Source organism: Micromonospora sp. NPDC005367, from assembly GCF_040606825.1.
In the GTDB taxonomy this organism is placed as follows: domain Bacteria; phylum Actinomycetota; class Actinomycetes; order Mycobacteriales; family Micromonosporaceae; genus Micromonospora.
In genome coordinates this window covers 20,952-36,902 of record NZ_JBEXFP010000004.1, presented here as the reverse complement: position 1 = coordinate 36,902, position 15,951 = coordinate 20,952, and the positions used below count along the sequence as shown (strand labels likewise).

The following is a 15,951-nucleotide window of genomic DNA, read 5'->3' as shown; positions in this document are numbered from 1 at the left end:
CACCACCCGACCTCGACGTTTAATGAGTGAGTCGCCTACTCGCATCAGTGGGTGCCACGGCGGATCGTTAACAAACGTGGACAGCAAGGCGAACGCTCCGACGCCACCGCGGACCCACTTCGAACAGACCGTGTCTGACGATCGTGGACCATCGCCGCGGGAATCGCAGCGTCTTGATCCCTTCGACCCGGCCCAGCCAGACCCCGATGACGAGCTGCCGCCGGACGAGGATCTCGAACCCTTGTAGGCCCGTGTCCAGCTCCGGCGATACCGAAGGCCGCCCGTACCCGAAATGAGGAGACCCACCATGCTCCGACAGACAGTTCCCCGAAACGGCGGCCGATCCCGCCGCGGGCGAATCCTGGCTCTGTTGACAGCCCCGCTCCTGGCCCTGCCGCTTCTCGTCAGCCCGCCAGGCTCGGCCGGAGCGGCCGCGCCAGCGGCCACCGAATCTCGCCGGCCGGTCAGGCAAGCGACGTTGTTGGACCCGACCTCGTCGGCGCACATGGGCGGCAAGGGTGTCGAGGTCACGCTCATCACTGGCGACACGGTCGTCTGGGAGAAGAGCGGCGCCGATCCAGTCGTCGACATCAAGTCGATCGCGCCCCGCGAGGACGGCCACAAGGTGCAGTTCTTCACGCAAGGGACAGTGAACGACTTCTACGTCTACCCCAGCGATGTCGTGGCGTCCCCCGGTTCGGGTGTTCTGGATCGAGAGTTGTTCAACATCCCGGCTCTGATCCGTGATGGTCTGAGCGACCGCTCCAGCGACACCTTGCCCGTGATCGTGACCTTCAACGAACGGTCGACCAGGTCGCTAAAAGTCAAGGCCGAGTACGCCCAGCTGGCCAAGGACGCGGACTCCCTGCCCGCGACCACACACCCAGTACCAGTACGAACGCTGCACGGTGCCGGTGTGCAAGTCGACCGAGACAAAGCGAACCGCTTCTGGGAAGCCCTCGACGACGAGGGTGTCGAGCAGGTCATGCTCGACCAGCCCGTGCAGACCGATCTGGACGAAAGCGTGTCGCAGATCGGCGCACCGGAGGTCTGGAACGCCGGATACACCGGCGAAGGTGTCACGGTCGCAGTCCTCGACACCGGCATCGACACAGGCCACCCGGATCTGGCCGGAAAGGTGACCGCCGAGAAGAACTTCACTGACTCCGACTCGGCCACCGACCGGTTCGGCCACGGCACCCACGTTGCCTCCACCATCGCCGGTGCTGGCAGCCAGTACAGAGGTGTTGCCCCAGACGCGGACCTCATGAATGGAAAGGTACTCGGAGACAACGGTAGCGGCTTACAATCGTGGATTATCGCCGGCATGGAGTGGGCCGCCAGCAATGAGGCCGACGTGGTGAATCTGTCACTCGGCGTCTGTTGTGGTTCCGACGGCACCGATCCCATGGCGCAGGCAGTCAACCAACTGACCGCGCAGTACAACACTCTGTTCGTGATCGCCGCCGGCAACAGCGGCGAGTTGGGGCTTGGCACCCCCGGCACTGCGGACGCGGCGCTCACCGTGGGAGCGGTCGACAAGGCCGATCAACTCGCCGAGTTCTCCTCCCGAGGGCCACGGCTCAACGACTTCGCCGTCAAACCCAACCTGACGGCTCCGGGCGTCGGCATCATCGCTGCCCGAGCAGCCGGCACCACCTTGGGCAGCCCCGTCAATGACCTCTACACAGCGGTTAGTGGCACCTCGATGGCGACACCCCACGTCGCCGGCGCCGCCGCCCTCCTGTCCCAGGCGCGGCCCGGCCTCGACGCGGGCGCCCTCAAGGACGCACTGGCTTCCACCTCCGTCGCCGGCGACTTCAGCTGGCGGGAACAGGGCACCGGCCGAGTCGATGTGGTCCGCGCTGTTGAACAAGGCGTGTACGCGTCAGCCGCCCTCGACTTCGGTAGCCTCGATGAGGTCGGAACTCCGATCTCGCGGGAGTTGACTTACACCAACCACACCGACTCCCCGGTGACCCTAAGCCTGAACTCCGAGCTCGAGGACGGACACGGCGACCCGATCGCTGACCTGACCCTGTCGACTGACACGGTTACCGTGCCCGCCAACGGCCGAGCCACCGTTGCGGCAAGCGTCGACCCGGCCGACTACGACGTGCTCGGCGGGTTCGGCGGCACGATCACCGCCGCCGGTTCGGACATCCGACTGAGCACTGCGGTCGGCTTCGGCCAGGCCAATGCGCAGGACGTCACGATCAAGGTGCTCGACTCTGCCGGCAACCCGTACGACCCCGACGCAGTGGTGCTCATTCAAGACACTTACGACTCCGAGAACCCACTCGGGCAGCCCGTCTACTTCCTTCCCACCGAGAACGGGATAGCCACCGCCAAGGTCCCCGCCGGTAGCTACACGCTAATGACCAACGTGGCCGAGGCCGATTCTGCGACTGGGGACGTTGTCCGCTATAGCCTCATCATGACGCCTGATGTCGCCATCGAGGAGGACGCAGCCTTCGCGTTGGACGCCGCGACAACAGTGCCCGTGGAACAGCCGACCGTCCCACGCGACGTTGCGGTGCGCAGCCACGTTGGCAACCTGAAGCGCGAAACCCCGGCCATCGCCGGTGGGGGGTTCAACTGGACCTGGCAGGATTTCACAGCCTCGCAGAATCCGCTGACTGTCTCCGTCTCCCCATCCCCGCCCCCACAGCTGGGCATCGTCACACTGTCCGACTATTGGCTGCTCGCCCAACCCAAGCCACTCAAGGCAATGTCCGCCTTCCCGGGCGTCTACAGCGACGCACCGGCATATAGCTACCACCTCGCGTTCGGCTACCCCAACGGCATCCCGGACCGGATGGAACACACCGTGAAGCGGCGCGACCTGGTCGAGGTACCCACCCGTTACCACGCAGAAGACCCGGCTGCGGTCGTCAAGCTCAGCGAGCTCGCCGTTCCGTCTCATTTTGACCAGTACCTCTACCCCTTCCCCCACCTAGCCATCCGGCCCGGCGAGGTCGCCCAGTACTATCTCGCCGACGGACGGTGGTTCTGGCTACGTGACGTTCAGATGTTCACGCACCCCGAGCAACCGAACGATGCGTCCATCACGATGAACTCGACAGATCGATTCTTGGACCTCCAGGCCGGCGCCCGCCGCGCAGCGGAGGACTGGTTCGAAGCGCCCCTGCATGTCGGCACTGTCGAGACTCGTGACGAGTTCCTGGACTATTACCAGGGCAACCCGTTTTACGAGAGCCGGTCTGCCACGTTGGCACGCGGTGGACCGGACGGCAACGAGTTCGTCCCCGCCAACGAGCTCGTGGACAACGCTTCCGGCCACTCCACAAGTAACAGCCGTGGCGGTGTCTGGGCTGGGGACGCATGGGCAACGTGGCGGATGTGGAACGCCGTAACCGGCGCCGAACTCGAGCCGGACGACAAGTACGGCGCCTCGCAGCCGGTCTTTCACCTCTCCGCCGAGCCCGCCATATACCGGCTCCGGCAGGTCGAGAACTACCCCGACTTCGCTAGCGGGTTGTTCGACACCAGGCCGAGGGCAACCACCGAGTGGACGTTCGACTCACGCCCGTCGAAAGCCCAGGTTCCCGCCGGGTACGACTGCTCACGGCTCGGCGGCGGCAACCCGCTTCTCGATCCGTTCGTCGATCCTGATGCCGATCTGACCTGCCAGTTCCAGCCGCTGATCCAGTTGCGCTACGAGCTCGGGCTGGACCTGCGCAACAAAGCTAACGCAGGACGGATGCACCGGTTCAACATCGAGGCCGGCGCACACTCGGGCGCGATCGACCGGGCCCCGGTGACTGATCTGACCGTCGAGTACTCCACCGACGGCGGCCAAACCTGGCGCGATGGCCGAGTCGTCGGCAAGCCCGAGACCCGAGACAGCTACCAGAGATTCGAAGTGACCCTGAAGCACCCACCGCTCCAACGCACCAACGGATCAGTCTGGCTACGAGTCACCGCTGAAGACGCGAACGGCGGCACCGTGGAACAGACCATCGAACGCGCCTACCTCCTCAAATAGCACCCCTCGAAGTCGGGTGGCCGGCCCGCGGATCCTTTCCCGCCTCCACGGCCGGCCATCCGTCTTCTCCAGATCCCGCTCACAGGCTCGTCCGTCGCAACCGAGTCGAATCCGCCCGTCGCCTGTACGGTGCCAGAACTAGCGCACACGGTGTGAGCTGCGGCGTCGCTCACTGCCGCCCGATCACAGGTGATCTCACAGGCACGGCCGGAAAACGTCGCTGGATTCACATTGTCTTCGAGCGGCGGTATCGCTGCGCTAGCTTGAGTGCAATGTCGACTCGTGGCGTGCATCTCGTCGGTAGCGTTCCGCTTGGCGATGCGGAAGAAGTCTTCCGTGCCGCTACCGCCGAGTTCGGAAGTCACCTCCGGCGTATCCCCGACGGCGAGACCGGTGTCCGGGCCACATGGCTGGCCTGGCAGGGGCAGGTGTTCGAGAATACTCCCGGCTTGATCAGCGACGAGGTGGAGCAGGCCAGGTACACCCAGATCTCCGTCCCGAAGTACCGGCTGAGAGACGAGGTCGACCTGGCTGACCTGCACTTCGGGGCGCTCGGTTACGCGGACGCCGCGCTTGCCTCCTGGGCTGTCTTTCAGCGCCTGCAGGCCGCCGGTGTGCTGCCTGACATCCGTTTCCAGGTCAGCCTCCCGACACCGTTGGCTCCGGTCCGGTTCCACGTCCGTTCGAATGCCCAGGCGGTTGCAATCGAGCCGGCATACGAAACCGCCCTGCTCCGCGAACTGAAACTGATAACGGACGCCATTCCGCACGACCGGCTCTCCATCCCAGTGGGACACCGCGGTGGAGTTCGGCATGATGGAGGGCGTCTTCCCCAGCTGGATCGCTGATCTGGAGCAAGGCATCTTCGACAGGCTCATCCGCCTGGGCAACGCGGTTCCTGCCGACGTCGAGGTCGGCTACCACCTCTGTTACGGCAGCGGCAAGAACCGCCATTTCATCGAGCCGCAGGACGCGGGGCGGCTCGTCACTGTCGCGAACACGCTGACCGACAAACTCGCCCGCCCGATCACTTGGATCCACCTGCCCGTGCCGATCGACCGGACGGATCCGGCCTACTTCGCGCCACTGCGTGGCTTGCGGCTGTCCGCCGACACGGAGCTCTACTTGGGGCTCATCCACCTGACCGACGGCGTCGAAGGGGCGCGGCGGCGTATTGGCGCCGCGCGAGCCGCCGTCGACACGTTCGGTGTGGCGACGGAATGCGGTTTCGGTCGGCGCGCACCGGAGACCATACCGGCGCTGCTCGCCCTGCACGCGGCCGTCGCCCGGCTCACGAGCTGAGGCGGGTCGACACTGAGGGCCGGGTGACGGTCCGCGCTTCCAGGCGCGCGTTCAGCGTGCAGCGGACCCGTCACCAGCCCGGCGGTGGCGTCGTCGGGTGCGCCCGGCCGGGCTGGGCTGGCCGCCACCGGTGTGAAACCGAAGCGGTGAGGCCGGCCCAGCCGCGGACGCGGTGCGCGGACGCCAGGTAGCGCAGGTTGCGATGGGGATCGGTTCGCTTCCCGAGGTGCCCCGACTTACGCGACCTTGATGACGATCTTCCCGAAGGCGCCCTCGTCGAGGCGGGCGTAGGCCGCGCGAGCGTCGTCCAGCGCGAATACGGAGTCGATGACGGGCCGGATCTCGTGCTCGTTGATGAACGTGACCAGGCGCTCGAACGCCCGGACGTGGCCGACGGCGATTCCCTGCACGCGTGCCTGGCGCCAGATGACGCTCATCAGGTCGACTGCGGACACTTGACCCGCGAGGAATCCGACGACCGCGACCATGCCGGAGCCCTTTACGGCTCGTACCGAATCGGTGAGTCCGTCACCTCCGGCGACATCGATGACCATGTCGACCCCTTCGCCGCCGGTGAGCTCGAGTGCGGCGGTGGCCCAGTCCGGTGTGGTGCGGTAGTTGATGGTGTCGGTCGCGCCCAGGTCGCGGATGCGGGCGAGTTTGTCGTCGCTGCTGGAGGTGGCGATGACTCGGGCGCCGAGTGCCGACGCGATCTGCGTCGCGAAGATGGAGACCCCGCCGGTGCCCTGAACGAGCACGGTGTCGCCCGCGCCGATGTTGCCGTATTCGCGCATCGCGAACCAGGGGGTGAGGGCGGCGATCGGGAGGGTGGCGGCTTCCTCGTCCGACAGGTGGGCCGGCGTTGCGATGGCGCCGGCCGCGCTGATCACGGCGTACTCGGCGAGGCCGCCGTTCAGCGGCCCGCCGGTCTGGCGGTCGGTGTACGTCTCACGCCACGGGCCGTCGAGCCAGTCCATATAGAAGTGTGAGGTCACGCGGTCGCCGACGGCGAACGTCGTGACTCCCTCACCCAGTGCCGTAACGGATCCGGCGAAGTCCGCGACCGGGATGAGCCCCTTGGGCATCTTGTCGGGGGCGTAGATGCCGTCGACGATCGCCTTGTCTCGGTAGTTGAGCGAGGCGGCCGCCACCTTGACCAGGATCTCGCCCGGGCCGGGGAAAGGGACGGGGACGTCGTCGTAGAGGTGAAGGTTCTCGGTGCCGAAGTCGTCGAGTTTCCAAGCGCGCATAGCCGTTCCTTTGGTCTCGTTCGTCGATGTCATGCCGGTCGGCGGGTGCCGGCTCCTGAACGACAAGCGTATCTCGATACGAGTCAAACTTCATGCACATCAAACTTAATGGAAGTCACTGTTCGAACCGGAACCCCGGGGCGCACGGGCCGAGGTGGCCGCCTCCGGCATCACCCGCGGCCTGGCCGGCCTCACAGCGGCACAACTTCGATGGGCGTCGTATTATCGGGGAGTCCGTCACACCCAACGAGGAGTCGCCGTGCCCCGTCCCCGTGCCGCCGGCCGGACCATCGCGCATCCCAACCTGTCAGCGGTCTCCCTGCAACAGGTCCTGGACGCCCTCGTGGACCCGGTCCGGCGTGCCGTGGTGACCCAACTGGGCCGGGCGGGCGAGGAGATCAGCTGCGGCTCGTTCGACGTACCCGTGTCGGTCTCGACGTTGACGCACCATTTCAACGTGCTGCGTGAGGCCGGTGTGATCCGGCAGTACTACGTGGGGACGACCAAGATGAATGCGCTGCGCAGCGAGGAGATGCAGGAGCGGTTCCCCGGCCTGCTGTCGGCCGTCCTGGCCGCCTCCGGCTCGGACGCGCAGCCAACCGAGGCGTGAGCCGGCCGAGCACCGGGCCCTCGCTCTTTACGGCAGTCGGCCGGAAGACGGTCGTCCGACAAGACCCCGGCTCAGCGGAACGCGGGTGGCGGTCGGTACCCTAGCCGATCCAGCGGCCCTCGGCGGCGGTCCGGGCGACGTACTCCTCGAACGCCGTGGGTGGCCGGCCGAGGACCCGTTCCACCCCGTCGGTCAACGCCGCCGAACCGTCCAGGCCGTCGCGGACGGCCACCCGGAGTGCCTGGTTCCTCTGCGCCAGGTGAGGTGGCATGCCCGCGTCGAGCAACCGCTGGAGGTACGCCTCGGGCGTGAGGTCGACGTAGCGGATCGTGCGCCCGGTGGCCTTGCCGATGAGGTCCACCGCCTCCGCGAAACCGATCGCCCGGGGACCGGTCAGTTCGTAGATCTGGCCGTTGTGGCCGTCCCCGGTCAGCGCCGCCACCGCGACTTCCGAGATGTCCTCCGCGTCGACGAAGGACGCCAGCCCGTCGCCGCAGGGCAGGTGAAGCGCCCCGTCGAGAACGCTTCGCAACCAGATGCCTTCGCCGAAGTTCTGCGCGAACCAGGTCGGCCGTAGGAAGGTCCACTCGGCGACCGACCTGCGCACAGCCGCCTCCACGACCTTGAAGGGGTGATCGTCGTCTGCCACCCGCAGGCCGATGCCCGACAACATCACCATCCGTCGCACGCCAGCGGCCGCCGCCGCGGAGACGAACCCCTGGATGCTCGACAGGCCGTTCGGAGTGAGCACCGGGTTGGGTGCCACGAGGTAGACGGCGGTGACGCCGTCGAGCGCGGGTGCCCAGGTCGCCGGGTCGAGGAGGTCGAAGTGAACATCGCCGTCGGCGCGGGCTGCCGACCGAACCGGCCGGCCGGCGTCTCTCAGCCGCCGGACGATGCCGCGGCCGGTCTTGCCGGTACCACCCACGACGAGGATCTCGCCAGGTCCGTTCATCACGTAAACAACCCCTCTGTCGGTCCGTCCGGCGCGTACGTCAAGAGCGCCCCGACCTTCCGGCGGCCTCGGATGTGGGGCCGCCGGAAGGTCGAGACATCAGGTGGCGGATCCGGGTGCTTCCGGCCCGGTCGCTACCGGTCGATGAGCGCCGACGCGCGCTCGGCGATCGCCAGGACGGTCGCGTTCGGGTTCGCGCCGACGATTTCTGGCATCACCGAGGCGTCCACCACCCGAAGTGCGTCCACGCCGTGCACCCGCAGGTCGGCGTCGACGACGGCCATCGGGTCGGTGCCGATCCGGCACGTACCCGACGCGTGGAAGTAAGGCCCGGTGACCTGCCGGACGTACGCCTCGAGCTCGGCCTCGTCCTGCACCGCCGCGCCGGGCAGCGCCTCCTGGACCCGCCAACCGGCGAGCGCCTGCGCCTCGCCGACCTCGCGTGCCATACGCAGCGCGGTGACCATCCGGGCCAGGTCGCGTTCGTCGCCGAGGAAGTTCGGGTCGATCCGCGGGGCGGTGGTGGGCTCGCTGCCGGCCAGGCGGACGCTGCCGCGGCTGTACGGCAGCATGAGGCTGAACCCGATCGTGTAACCGTTCGCGGGGCCGGCCAGCCCCGGCGGGTGGTAGGCGATGTCGAGGAAGAGCAGCTGGATGTCCGGAGCCGGGAGATCGGGCCGGCTGCGGACCATCGCCACGAGGTCGCTGTGCTGGTTGACGGTGGGCGGGACGGGCTTGGTCGCCGCGTAGGTGATTCCGGCCAGCGGGTGGTCCTGCAGGTTGGCGCCCACGCCGGGCAGGTCGGCCACCACGTCGATCCCGAACTCGCGCAGGTGCTCGGCCGGACCGATCCCGGAGAGCATGAGCAGGTGCGGCGAGCCGACGGCGCCGGCGCCGGCGCTGAGGATGACCTCCCGATCGGCCGTCGCCGAGCGCAGCTGCCCGTCGACGGAGTACTCGACGCCGGTGCAGCGGCCCGCGGACAGGGTCAGCCGGCGGACCATCACGTCGGGGATCACGGTCAGGTTCGGCCGACCGAGAACCGGGCGGAGGTACCCGTCGGCGGCGGACTGCCGTACGCCGTCAACGATGTTCGTGTCCAGCCATGCCACGCCCTCCTGCTCCTTGCCGCTGAGGTCGGCGGAGAGGTGGTGCCCGGCCTCGAGGGCGGCGTCGAGATAGGCGACGGCCAACGGGTGCCCGTCGGTGGCCGGGGAGACCACCATCGGCCCTTCGGTGCCCCGATAGCCGGAGTCGCGCCCCGGCGCCCGCTCTGAGCGTTTGAAGAACGGAAGCAGATCGTCGTAGCCCCAGCCGTCCGCCCCGTTTCGAGCCCACGCGTCGTAGCCGCTGGCGTGCCCCCGCATGAAGGCCATGGCGTTGATGCTGCTGCTGCCGCCGAAGACCTTTCCCCGTGGGTAGGGATGAACGACACCGTCGTTGCCGTTCTGCGGCACGGTGGCGAATCCCCAGTCGGCAGTGCTGCCGATCAGAGCCGGCCAGGCCGGTGGTACGGCCACCAATTCCGGTCCCTCGGCGGCGCCGGCCTCGATGAGAAGCACCCGGTTCTGCGAATTCTCCGACAGCCGTGCGGCGAGCACGGAGCCGGCACTTCCGGCTCCGACGATCACGTAGTCAAATGACTGCATCTACTTCAAGTCTCACTTTCAAGGGCTTACAGCTCGTCGCCGCGTCAGGAGGAGCGTTGTGGACCGTCGCCGAACGCCGTACGGCCAGCCGGCATCGTGTGGTTTGAGCGGGCGTGGCACCCGTCGTCCGGCGAGAACTGCCCGCCGTGACCTTCCCGCTGGGGTGGGCTTCCGAGCACGAGCCGCGTCGCCCTGTCGGCCGGCTGCTACCGCTGCCCATGCGGCAAGCCGACGACGTCAGTTCGTCATTCGGTGATGATCGGGGTGGGCCGCCGGGTCATGCGGGTTTCCGGGAAACGGTTGCCGCAAGGCGCGTCGGCGGATCGGGTGGACGGGCGGATGGCGCCGCCGTCGGCGTGCACCACCTGACCATTGATCCGGCGGATCGCTGCCCGCTGCGCCGTGCTCATGTCGAGCCTCCGTTGACCCGCGTTCGTTCGGTTGTCGGCTCGAGTCTGCCCCGCATCGGCATTGCATCCAACGAATCATTTTGATTGGCAGCATCTCTTCTGTTGATCCAGCGAATCATCTGGACAACCGGAAGCGCTCCGTGAACTGATCTAGATCTCGCTGCTTGAGCGGATTCGCCTACGCCGCCCCATCCCCCATGGGTGTGGCGACTGCTACGTGAGCACCAGCTGTCCGAGTTCCTGCGTGCATCGGGTGAGCGCGACGTAGAGGCCGTTCCAGCCGCGCGGTTCAGCGGCGATGCCCCGGGGGTCGATGAGCAGCGTGGCATCCCATTCCAGTCCCTTGGACTGGGTCGCGGTGAGCACCGGCACATCGCCCGGCACATGCCGGAGTTCGGCGATGCGGTCGGCGGGGGCGATGACGCCGACGGTACCGCCGTACCACCGTTGCTGCAGTTGTCGCACAGCCTGGGCGGCGGCGCCGGCAAGCTCGGCGGGCGCGATCGTGAGCACCCAAGGGGCGATTCCGGAGGAACGTACCGCCCGTGGCGGCGCGTTGTGGCTGCCGGCTTTCTTCAGGACGGGTCCGGTGAGGTCCATGACCTCAACCGGGGTCCGGTAGCAGATGGTCAGTTCCGCAGCGGTCCAGCGGTCTCCGAAAGCAGCCTGCACCGCCTGCGCCCAGCTGGTGTGCCGGTGTGCTGCCTCGGCCTGATCGATGTCGCCGACCGCGGTGATGGAGCGACTGGGACAACGCCGTAGGACCATCTGCCACTGCATCTCGGACAGCTCCTGTGCCTCGTCGACGACGACGTGTCCGTACGCCCAGTCGCGCTGCCGACGCGCGTGGTCGGCGACGAAATCGCCCGGTGGTTGCGGGGCTTCGACCTCGCCCAGCAGGTCGGCGACCGCGTCGAGCAGGGGGATGTCGCTCGATGCCCACGGTGCGGGCTCGGCCGAGACGGCGGTGATCTCCTCCGTGGACAACTGCGGAGCGAACCGGCCCAGCTGGGTGCGGTCGGTCAGGAGATCACGCAGCAGGGCCTCGGCGTCGAGGGTGGGCCACCATGCCTCGATGAACCGGGCGATGGCGGCGTTCTCCGCGATACGGCCACGAAGATCCTCTACTTCTTCCTCGGAGAGCAGTCCGTCGACGTCACTGCCGGTGGGCCGGCCGCCGAAGTGGTGGTCCTGCTGCATGCTCTTGTCGACACGGGCGAGGATGTCCTCGAAGCCCTCCTCCATCTCGTTCATCAGCGCCTCGCGCTGCTCGACGACGACTTCGGCAAGGATGTGGTGCAGCTGCTCGGCGAACGCCTGGCGGGCCCGGTGGTGCGGGCGGCCCTGCACCGCCGAGGCGAGCGCCTGTGCCACCGTCGCGGCTGGGATGACGTAGAACTCGCCCTCCCAGCGCAGCTTCAACTCACGGGGCCGGGGCAGCAGCGACGTGATGTAGTTCTCGAGCGCGGGTTGCCAGAGGGCACGACCCTTGATTTCGGCGAGAAGCCGGCTCTCGTCGCGGCCCACGCGGATTCCGGGCAGCAGGGTGTCGCAGGTCGCCGAGACGACGGCCGTCTCACCGAGCGCGGGCAGCACCTGGGCGATGTACTGGAGGAACCGCGGCGAGGGGCCGAGGACCAGGACCGCTTGCTCGGCCATCTTCGGGTGGGCGAACAGCAGGTAGGCGACGCGGTGCAGGGCGACCACGGTCTTGCCGGTGCCGGGACCACCCTGAACGATCAGCGGGCCGCTCGCCTCCGCCCGGATGATGTCGTCCTGTTCGCGTTGCAGCGTGGAGATCGCCGTCGACATGCGTCCGGTGCGCCGCTGGTCCAAGGCGGCCAGCAGAGCGCCCTCACCGACGAGTTCCGCCGTCATGGTCCCGTCCAGTGGCTCGTCGTCCACGCCGACAACGACCGGTCCCGCCGTGCGTATGTGACGACGCCGTGCCTGACCTTGTGGGTCGACAGCCGTCGCGGTGTAGAAAGGCCGAGCTGCGGGAGCGCGCCAGTCCATCAGGAGCGGCTCACCGTCCTCGCCATCGTCGCGCAGACCGACCCGGCCGATGTGTCGCACGAGGCCGTCAAGGCCGTCGAGGCGGCCGAAGACCAGCCCGTCCCCTGCTCGCCGTAGCTCCTCGTACTGCTGGCGGAGCATGCGCCGCCGCGCGCGTTCCAAGGCGTCCAGGGCAGCTGACGAAAGCTCGGCCTGCAGGTGGTCGGCGAGCCGGTCGCGCCGGGCCATGGCCGAGTCGAGAAACTCCTGCTCCTCGGCGACCGCGGAGCGACGGGCGACGCCCTCGGCGGTGGAGGCCGGCGGTTCGCCGTTTGTTGCTGTTTTGCCGACGCCAACGGTGCCGTTGTCCAGAGCAGAGTTCCGGCGCATCCGCAAATCCTTTTATTGGTGCTTTTCCTCGGCCCGGCCGGCCGCAGGTATTCGGCGGCAAGCATAGGGCCGGTTTCTCTCCGTCGGGCGGCAAACCTGCCGGCGGAGATGGGAGTCTCAACAGCTTGCAGTCCGTGGACCGTTTGTGGCCTCGCCCAATCTTGATTCGCCTATTGACAGTTCGGTCCTTGTCTGGCCTGGATGCAGACGGTGGCGCTGCTCGCGGGCGACACTCGATCATCGGGCGAATGTCGGCCAGGCCGGGACCACTGATGGTTCGACCAAGCGATCTCGTACCCGTGACGGAGCCGCAAGCGGCGTGCGGAGCGCAACCAGGTTGCGGCGCCTACCAGGTCGAACACCGTGACGCCCACCAACGCGTCCACAACCTCACCATCGAGGCCGACCGCGGGCACATCATCGAGCGCGCGGGAGGGTGGCTGACCACGAATCGCGCCGAACTCGACAATTCGTCGCCTAGGTTACTGCGCAGAAGACTGTCGAGACCGGGGGGGCGACGTGGAGAGCTATCCGGCGATCGAAGATCACGGGCTCATCGGCGACCTGCAGACTGCCGCGCTGGTGACGTGCGACGGAACGGTCGACTGGTTCTGCGCGCCGCGCTTCGACTCGCCGAGCATCTTCGCCGCGCTGCTGGACCGCGAGCGGGGCGGCTACTTCCGCGTCGCCCCGCACGACGTCCGGTACGTCACCAAACAGCTCTACCTGCCCGGCACGCCGATCCTGATCACCCGGTTCATCAGCGCGGACGGCGTCGCCGAGGTGGTGGACTTCATGCCGGTCACCGGCGAGCGCGCCACCGACTCGCACCGCCTCGTCCGCATGGTCAACATGGTGCGGGGCAGCATGCGCTTCCGGGTGGAGTGCCGACCCCGGTTCGACTACGCCCGGGAGAGCCACGAACTGGAGCGCCACCCCAACGGTTACCTGTTCCGCAGCCCGTCGGCGACACTCACCTTCAATCCGGTCGACCCTGTGCAGCAGCTGTGGGCCCAGACCGGGGAGGTCCGCCTCGAGGACGGCGACCTGATCGCGTACGGCACCCTCAACGAGGGTGACACCGGTGGGGTGATCCTGGAGACGGGCAGCACCGAACCCCGGTTCTTCCCGTCGGACGAGGTCCAGGGCATGCTCGAGTGGACCCGGGACTACTGGCGACGCTGGGTCGAACGCTCCCGCTACACTGGCCGGTGGCGGGAGATGGTCGAGCGCTCGGCCATCACGCTGAAGCTCATGACGTACGCGCCGACCGGCGCGATGATCGCCGCGCCCACCGCCGCGCTGCCCGAGCTGGTCGGCGGCACCCGCAACTGGGACTACCGCTACACCTGGGTACGCGACACGTCGTTCTCCGTGCACGCGCTGCTCGGCCTCGGCTTCACCGAGGAGGTCAGCCGGTACATGAACTGGCTGGACGAGCGGATCCGCGAGGCGGGTGACCACCAGATCCCTCTGCGGATCATGTATCGGGTGGATGGCTCCTCGGACCTGCACGAGGAGGTGCTCGACCATCTGGAGGGGTACCGGGGGTCGAGCCCGGTGCGGATCGGCAACGGCGCTGCCGACCAGCTCCAGCTCGACATCCACGGCGAGGCCCTGTATGCCATGCATCTCGCCGACGAGCAGGGCATCCGCGTCTCGCACCAGGTGTGGAAGAGCACCGTCCGGCTCGTCGACTGGCTCTGCGAACACTGGGACCAGGCCGACGCCGGCATCTGGGAGAGCCGCCACCACCCCCGCAACTACACCTTCGGCCGGGTGATGTCCTGGGTCGCGATGGACCGGGCCGTCCGCCTCGCCAACCGCACCGGTCGCCCCGGCGACATCAAATGCTGGACCGAACAACGCAACCGGATCTACAACCAGGTCATGGCCCGCGGATACCACCGGGAACGCGGCAGCTTCGTGCAGGCGTACGACGAGAACATGCTGGATGCAGCGCTGCTCGCCATGCCGTCGGTGGGCTTCGTGACGCCGAGCGACCCTCTCTGGCAGTCCACGCTCGACGCCATCGAGCACGAACTGGTCTCCGACAGCCTGGTCCACCGGTACGACCCGATCAACTCCCCCGACGGCCTGCCCGGTCACGAGGGCACCTTCAACATGTGCACGTTCTGGTACGTCGAGGCGCTGGCCCGCGCCGGCCGCCTGGACGACGCGCGGCTCACCTTGGAGAAGATGTTCACCTTCAGCAACCACCTCGGCCTGTACGCCGAGGAGATCGCCGCGACCGGTGAGCAGATCGGCAACTACCCGCAGGCGTTCAGCCACCTCTCCCTGATCAACTCAGCGCTGACACTGAACGATCTGCTCGACAGCGAGGCCGACGCCCGGCGCCGCCAGTAGCGCGCCTCAACCGCCCCGGTCTGCAACAGCGAGACAGGCGTAATCACCTTGCCGCCCAGCCGGCCGCTGCCTACCGTGCGGTCATGAACGCTCGACAGCTGACGGTCACCTTCGATGCGCAGGACGGGGCCCGCCTGGCGCGGTTCTGGGCCGAAATGCTCGGCCGGGAGGTCATCGAGGACACCGGTGGCGCGTTCCTGCCTGGCGGGGACACCCAGCTCGGCCTCCGGTTCGCCCCGAACGTCGCGCAGCAGGAGGGGCCGAACCGCAGCATGCACCTGCACCTGACCAGCCCCCGCCCGGACGACCAGGAACGCACGGTGGCGACGGCGTTGAGGCTCGGTGCCAACCATCTCGACGTAGGACAGCGTCCCGAGGAGGGACACATCGTCCTGGCCGATCCCGAGGGCAACGCGTTCTGCGTGATCGAATCGGGTAACAACTTCCTCGCCGGGTGCGGCCCGCTCGGGGAACTCGCCTGCGACGGCAACCGCGAGGTCGGCCTCTTCTGGAGCGAGGCGCTGGGCTGGCCGCTGGTGTGGGACCAGGATGAGGAGACGGCGATCCAGTCACCGCACGGCGGCACGAAGGTCGCCTGGGGAGGCCCGCCCGTGTCCCCGAAGAAGGTGCGGAACCGGCAGCGCCTCGAACTCACCCCGGCCGGTGGTGACCAGCAGGCTGAGGTCGACAGGCTGGTCTCCCTCGGAGCCACTCGCCTCGATCTCGGTGCGGACGGCATAGTCGTGCTCGCCGATCCCGACGGCAACGAGTTCTGGGTGAGAGGAAGCTGACCGCACCACTGGCGTGGGCGACCGTACGCCACGGGGCGAGCCGGTGACCATTCCGGCATGGGTCCGCTCCGCACGCTGGTGACAGGCGCCGGCGACGCGCATCGGACAACGACCCGAGCCCACCCGGCACCGCGGTTTCCCTCGTCGCGCCCGGCACCACGATCGGGTGCTCCCCTGGTCCCCCGTCCCGGGCGTGCCGTCGGCGAGCCGGCAGCACAGGAAC

General features: G+C 67.9%; 11 protein-coding genes. 6 read left to right on the top strand and 5 right to left on the bottom strand.

The features are described 5' to 3' along the window. Nucleotides 1-370: 370 nt before the first annotated feature. From ABZS42_RS04120 to ABZS42_RS04110, 3 genes are all read left to right on the top strand, one after another. The gene (locus tag ABZS42_RS04120) at nucleotides 371-4,009 is read left to right on the top strand and encodes a S8 family serine peptidase (RefSeq protein WP_355142393.1); all 3,639 of its coding nucleotides are present in this window, start codon (nucleotides 371-373) and stop codon (nucleotides 4,007-4,009) included. A 272-nt stretch (nucleotides 4,010-4,281) separates the two neighbouring features. Then, on the top strand, nucleotides 4,282-4,857 hold the full coding sequence (locus tag ABZS42_RS04115; protein ID WP_355142391.1) for a hypothetical protein: 576 nt from the start codon (nucleotides 4,282-4,284) through the stop codon (nucleotides 4,855-4,857). Next, nucleotides 4,811-5,311 carry a hypothetical protein gene (locus ABZS42_RS04110; protein WP_355142389.1) on the top strand — a complete coding sequence of 167 codons (501 nt, stop codon included), beginning with the start codon at nucleotides 4,811-4,813 and terminating at the stop codon, nucleotides 5,309-5,311. The genes ABZS42_RS04115 and ABZS42_RS04110 overlap by 47 nt, the downstream gene beginning before the upstream one ends. A 236-nt stretch (nucleotides 5,312-5,547) precedes the next feature. Here ABZS42_RS04110 and ABZS42_RS04105 read toward each other — a convergent pair whose 3' ends face one another. Further along, entirely contained in the window at nucleotides 5,548-6,561 is a 1,014-nt protein-coding gene (locus ABZS42_RS04105) for an NAD(P)-dependent alcohol dehydrogenase (RefSeq protein ID WP_355142387.1), read from the bottom strand. A 259-nt stretch (nucleotides 6,562-6,820) separates the two neighbouring features. Between ABZS42_RS04105 and ABZS42_RS04100 the strand changes: the two genes are divergently transcribed. Further along, nucleotides 6,821-7,171, top strand: a complete 351-nt coding sequence (locus ABZS42_RS04100) for a helix-turn-helix transcriptional regulator (protein ID WP_355142385.1) — start codon at nucleotides 6,821-6,823, stop codon at nucleotides 7,169-7,171. A 100-nt stretch (nucleotides 7,172-7,271) separates the two neighbouring features. Here the strand turns inward: ABZS42_RS04100 and ABZS42_RS04095 are convergent, their stop codons facing one another. The 4 genes from ABZS42_RS04095 to ABZS42_RS04080 form a co-directional block, all read right to left on the bottom strand. Then, nucleotides 7,272-8,126: an NAD(P)H-binding protein gene (locus ABZS42_RS04095; protein WP_355142383.1), complete on the bottom strand. Its 855-nt coding sequence runs from the start codon at nucleotides 8,124-8,126 to the stop codon at nucleotides 7,272-7,274. A gap of 134 nt (nucleotides 8,127-8,260) precedes the next feature. Next, entirely contained in the window at nucleotides 8,261-9,775 is a 1,515-nt protein-coding gene (locus tag ABZS42_RS04090; RefSeq protein WP_355142381.1) for a GMC family oxidoreductase N-terminal domain-containing protein, read from the bottom strand. A gap of 245 nt (nucleotides 9,776-10,020) precedes the next feature. Then, the gene (locus tag ABZS42_RS04085) at nucleotides 10,021-10,185 is read right to left on the bottom strand and encodes a hypothetical protein (protein ID WP_355142379.1); all 165 of its coding nucleotides are present in this window, start codon (nucleotides 10,183-10,185) and stop codon (nucleotides 10,021-10,023) included. Nucleotides 10,186-10,398: 213 nt separating this feature from the next. Then, entirely contained in the window at nucleotides 10,399-12,570 is a 2,172-nt protein-coding gene (locus ABZS42_RS04080; RefSeq protein ID WP_355142377.1) for a UvrD-helicase domain-containing protein, read from the bottom strand. 519 nt (nucleotides 12,571-13,089) lie between these two features. On the opposite strand from ABZS42_RS04080, the gene ABZS42_RS04075 reads away from it, so the two are divergent. Then, complete coding sequence (locus ABZS42_RS04075; RefSeq protein WP_355142375.1) at nucleotides 13,090-14,937, top strand: glycoside hydrolase family 15 protein; 1,848 nt, start codon at nucleotides 13,090-13,092, stop codon at nucleotides 14,935-14,937. Between the two features lie 83 nt (nucleotides 14,938-15,020). Beyond that, nucleotides 15,021-15,728 carry a VOC family protein gene (locus tag ABZS42_RS04070; RefSeq protein ID WP_355142374.1) on the top strand — a complete coding sequence of 236 codons (708 nt, stop codon included), beginning with the start codon at nucleotides 15,021-15,023 and terminating at the stop codon, nucleotides 15,726-15,728. Nucleotides 15,729-15,951 lie beyond the last annotated feature (223 nt).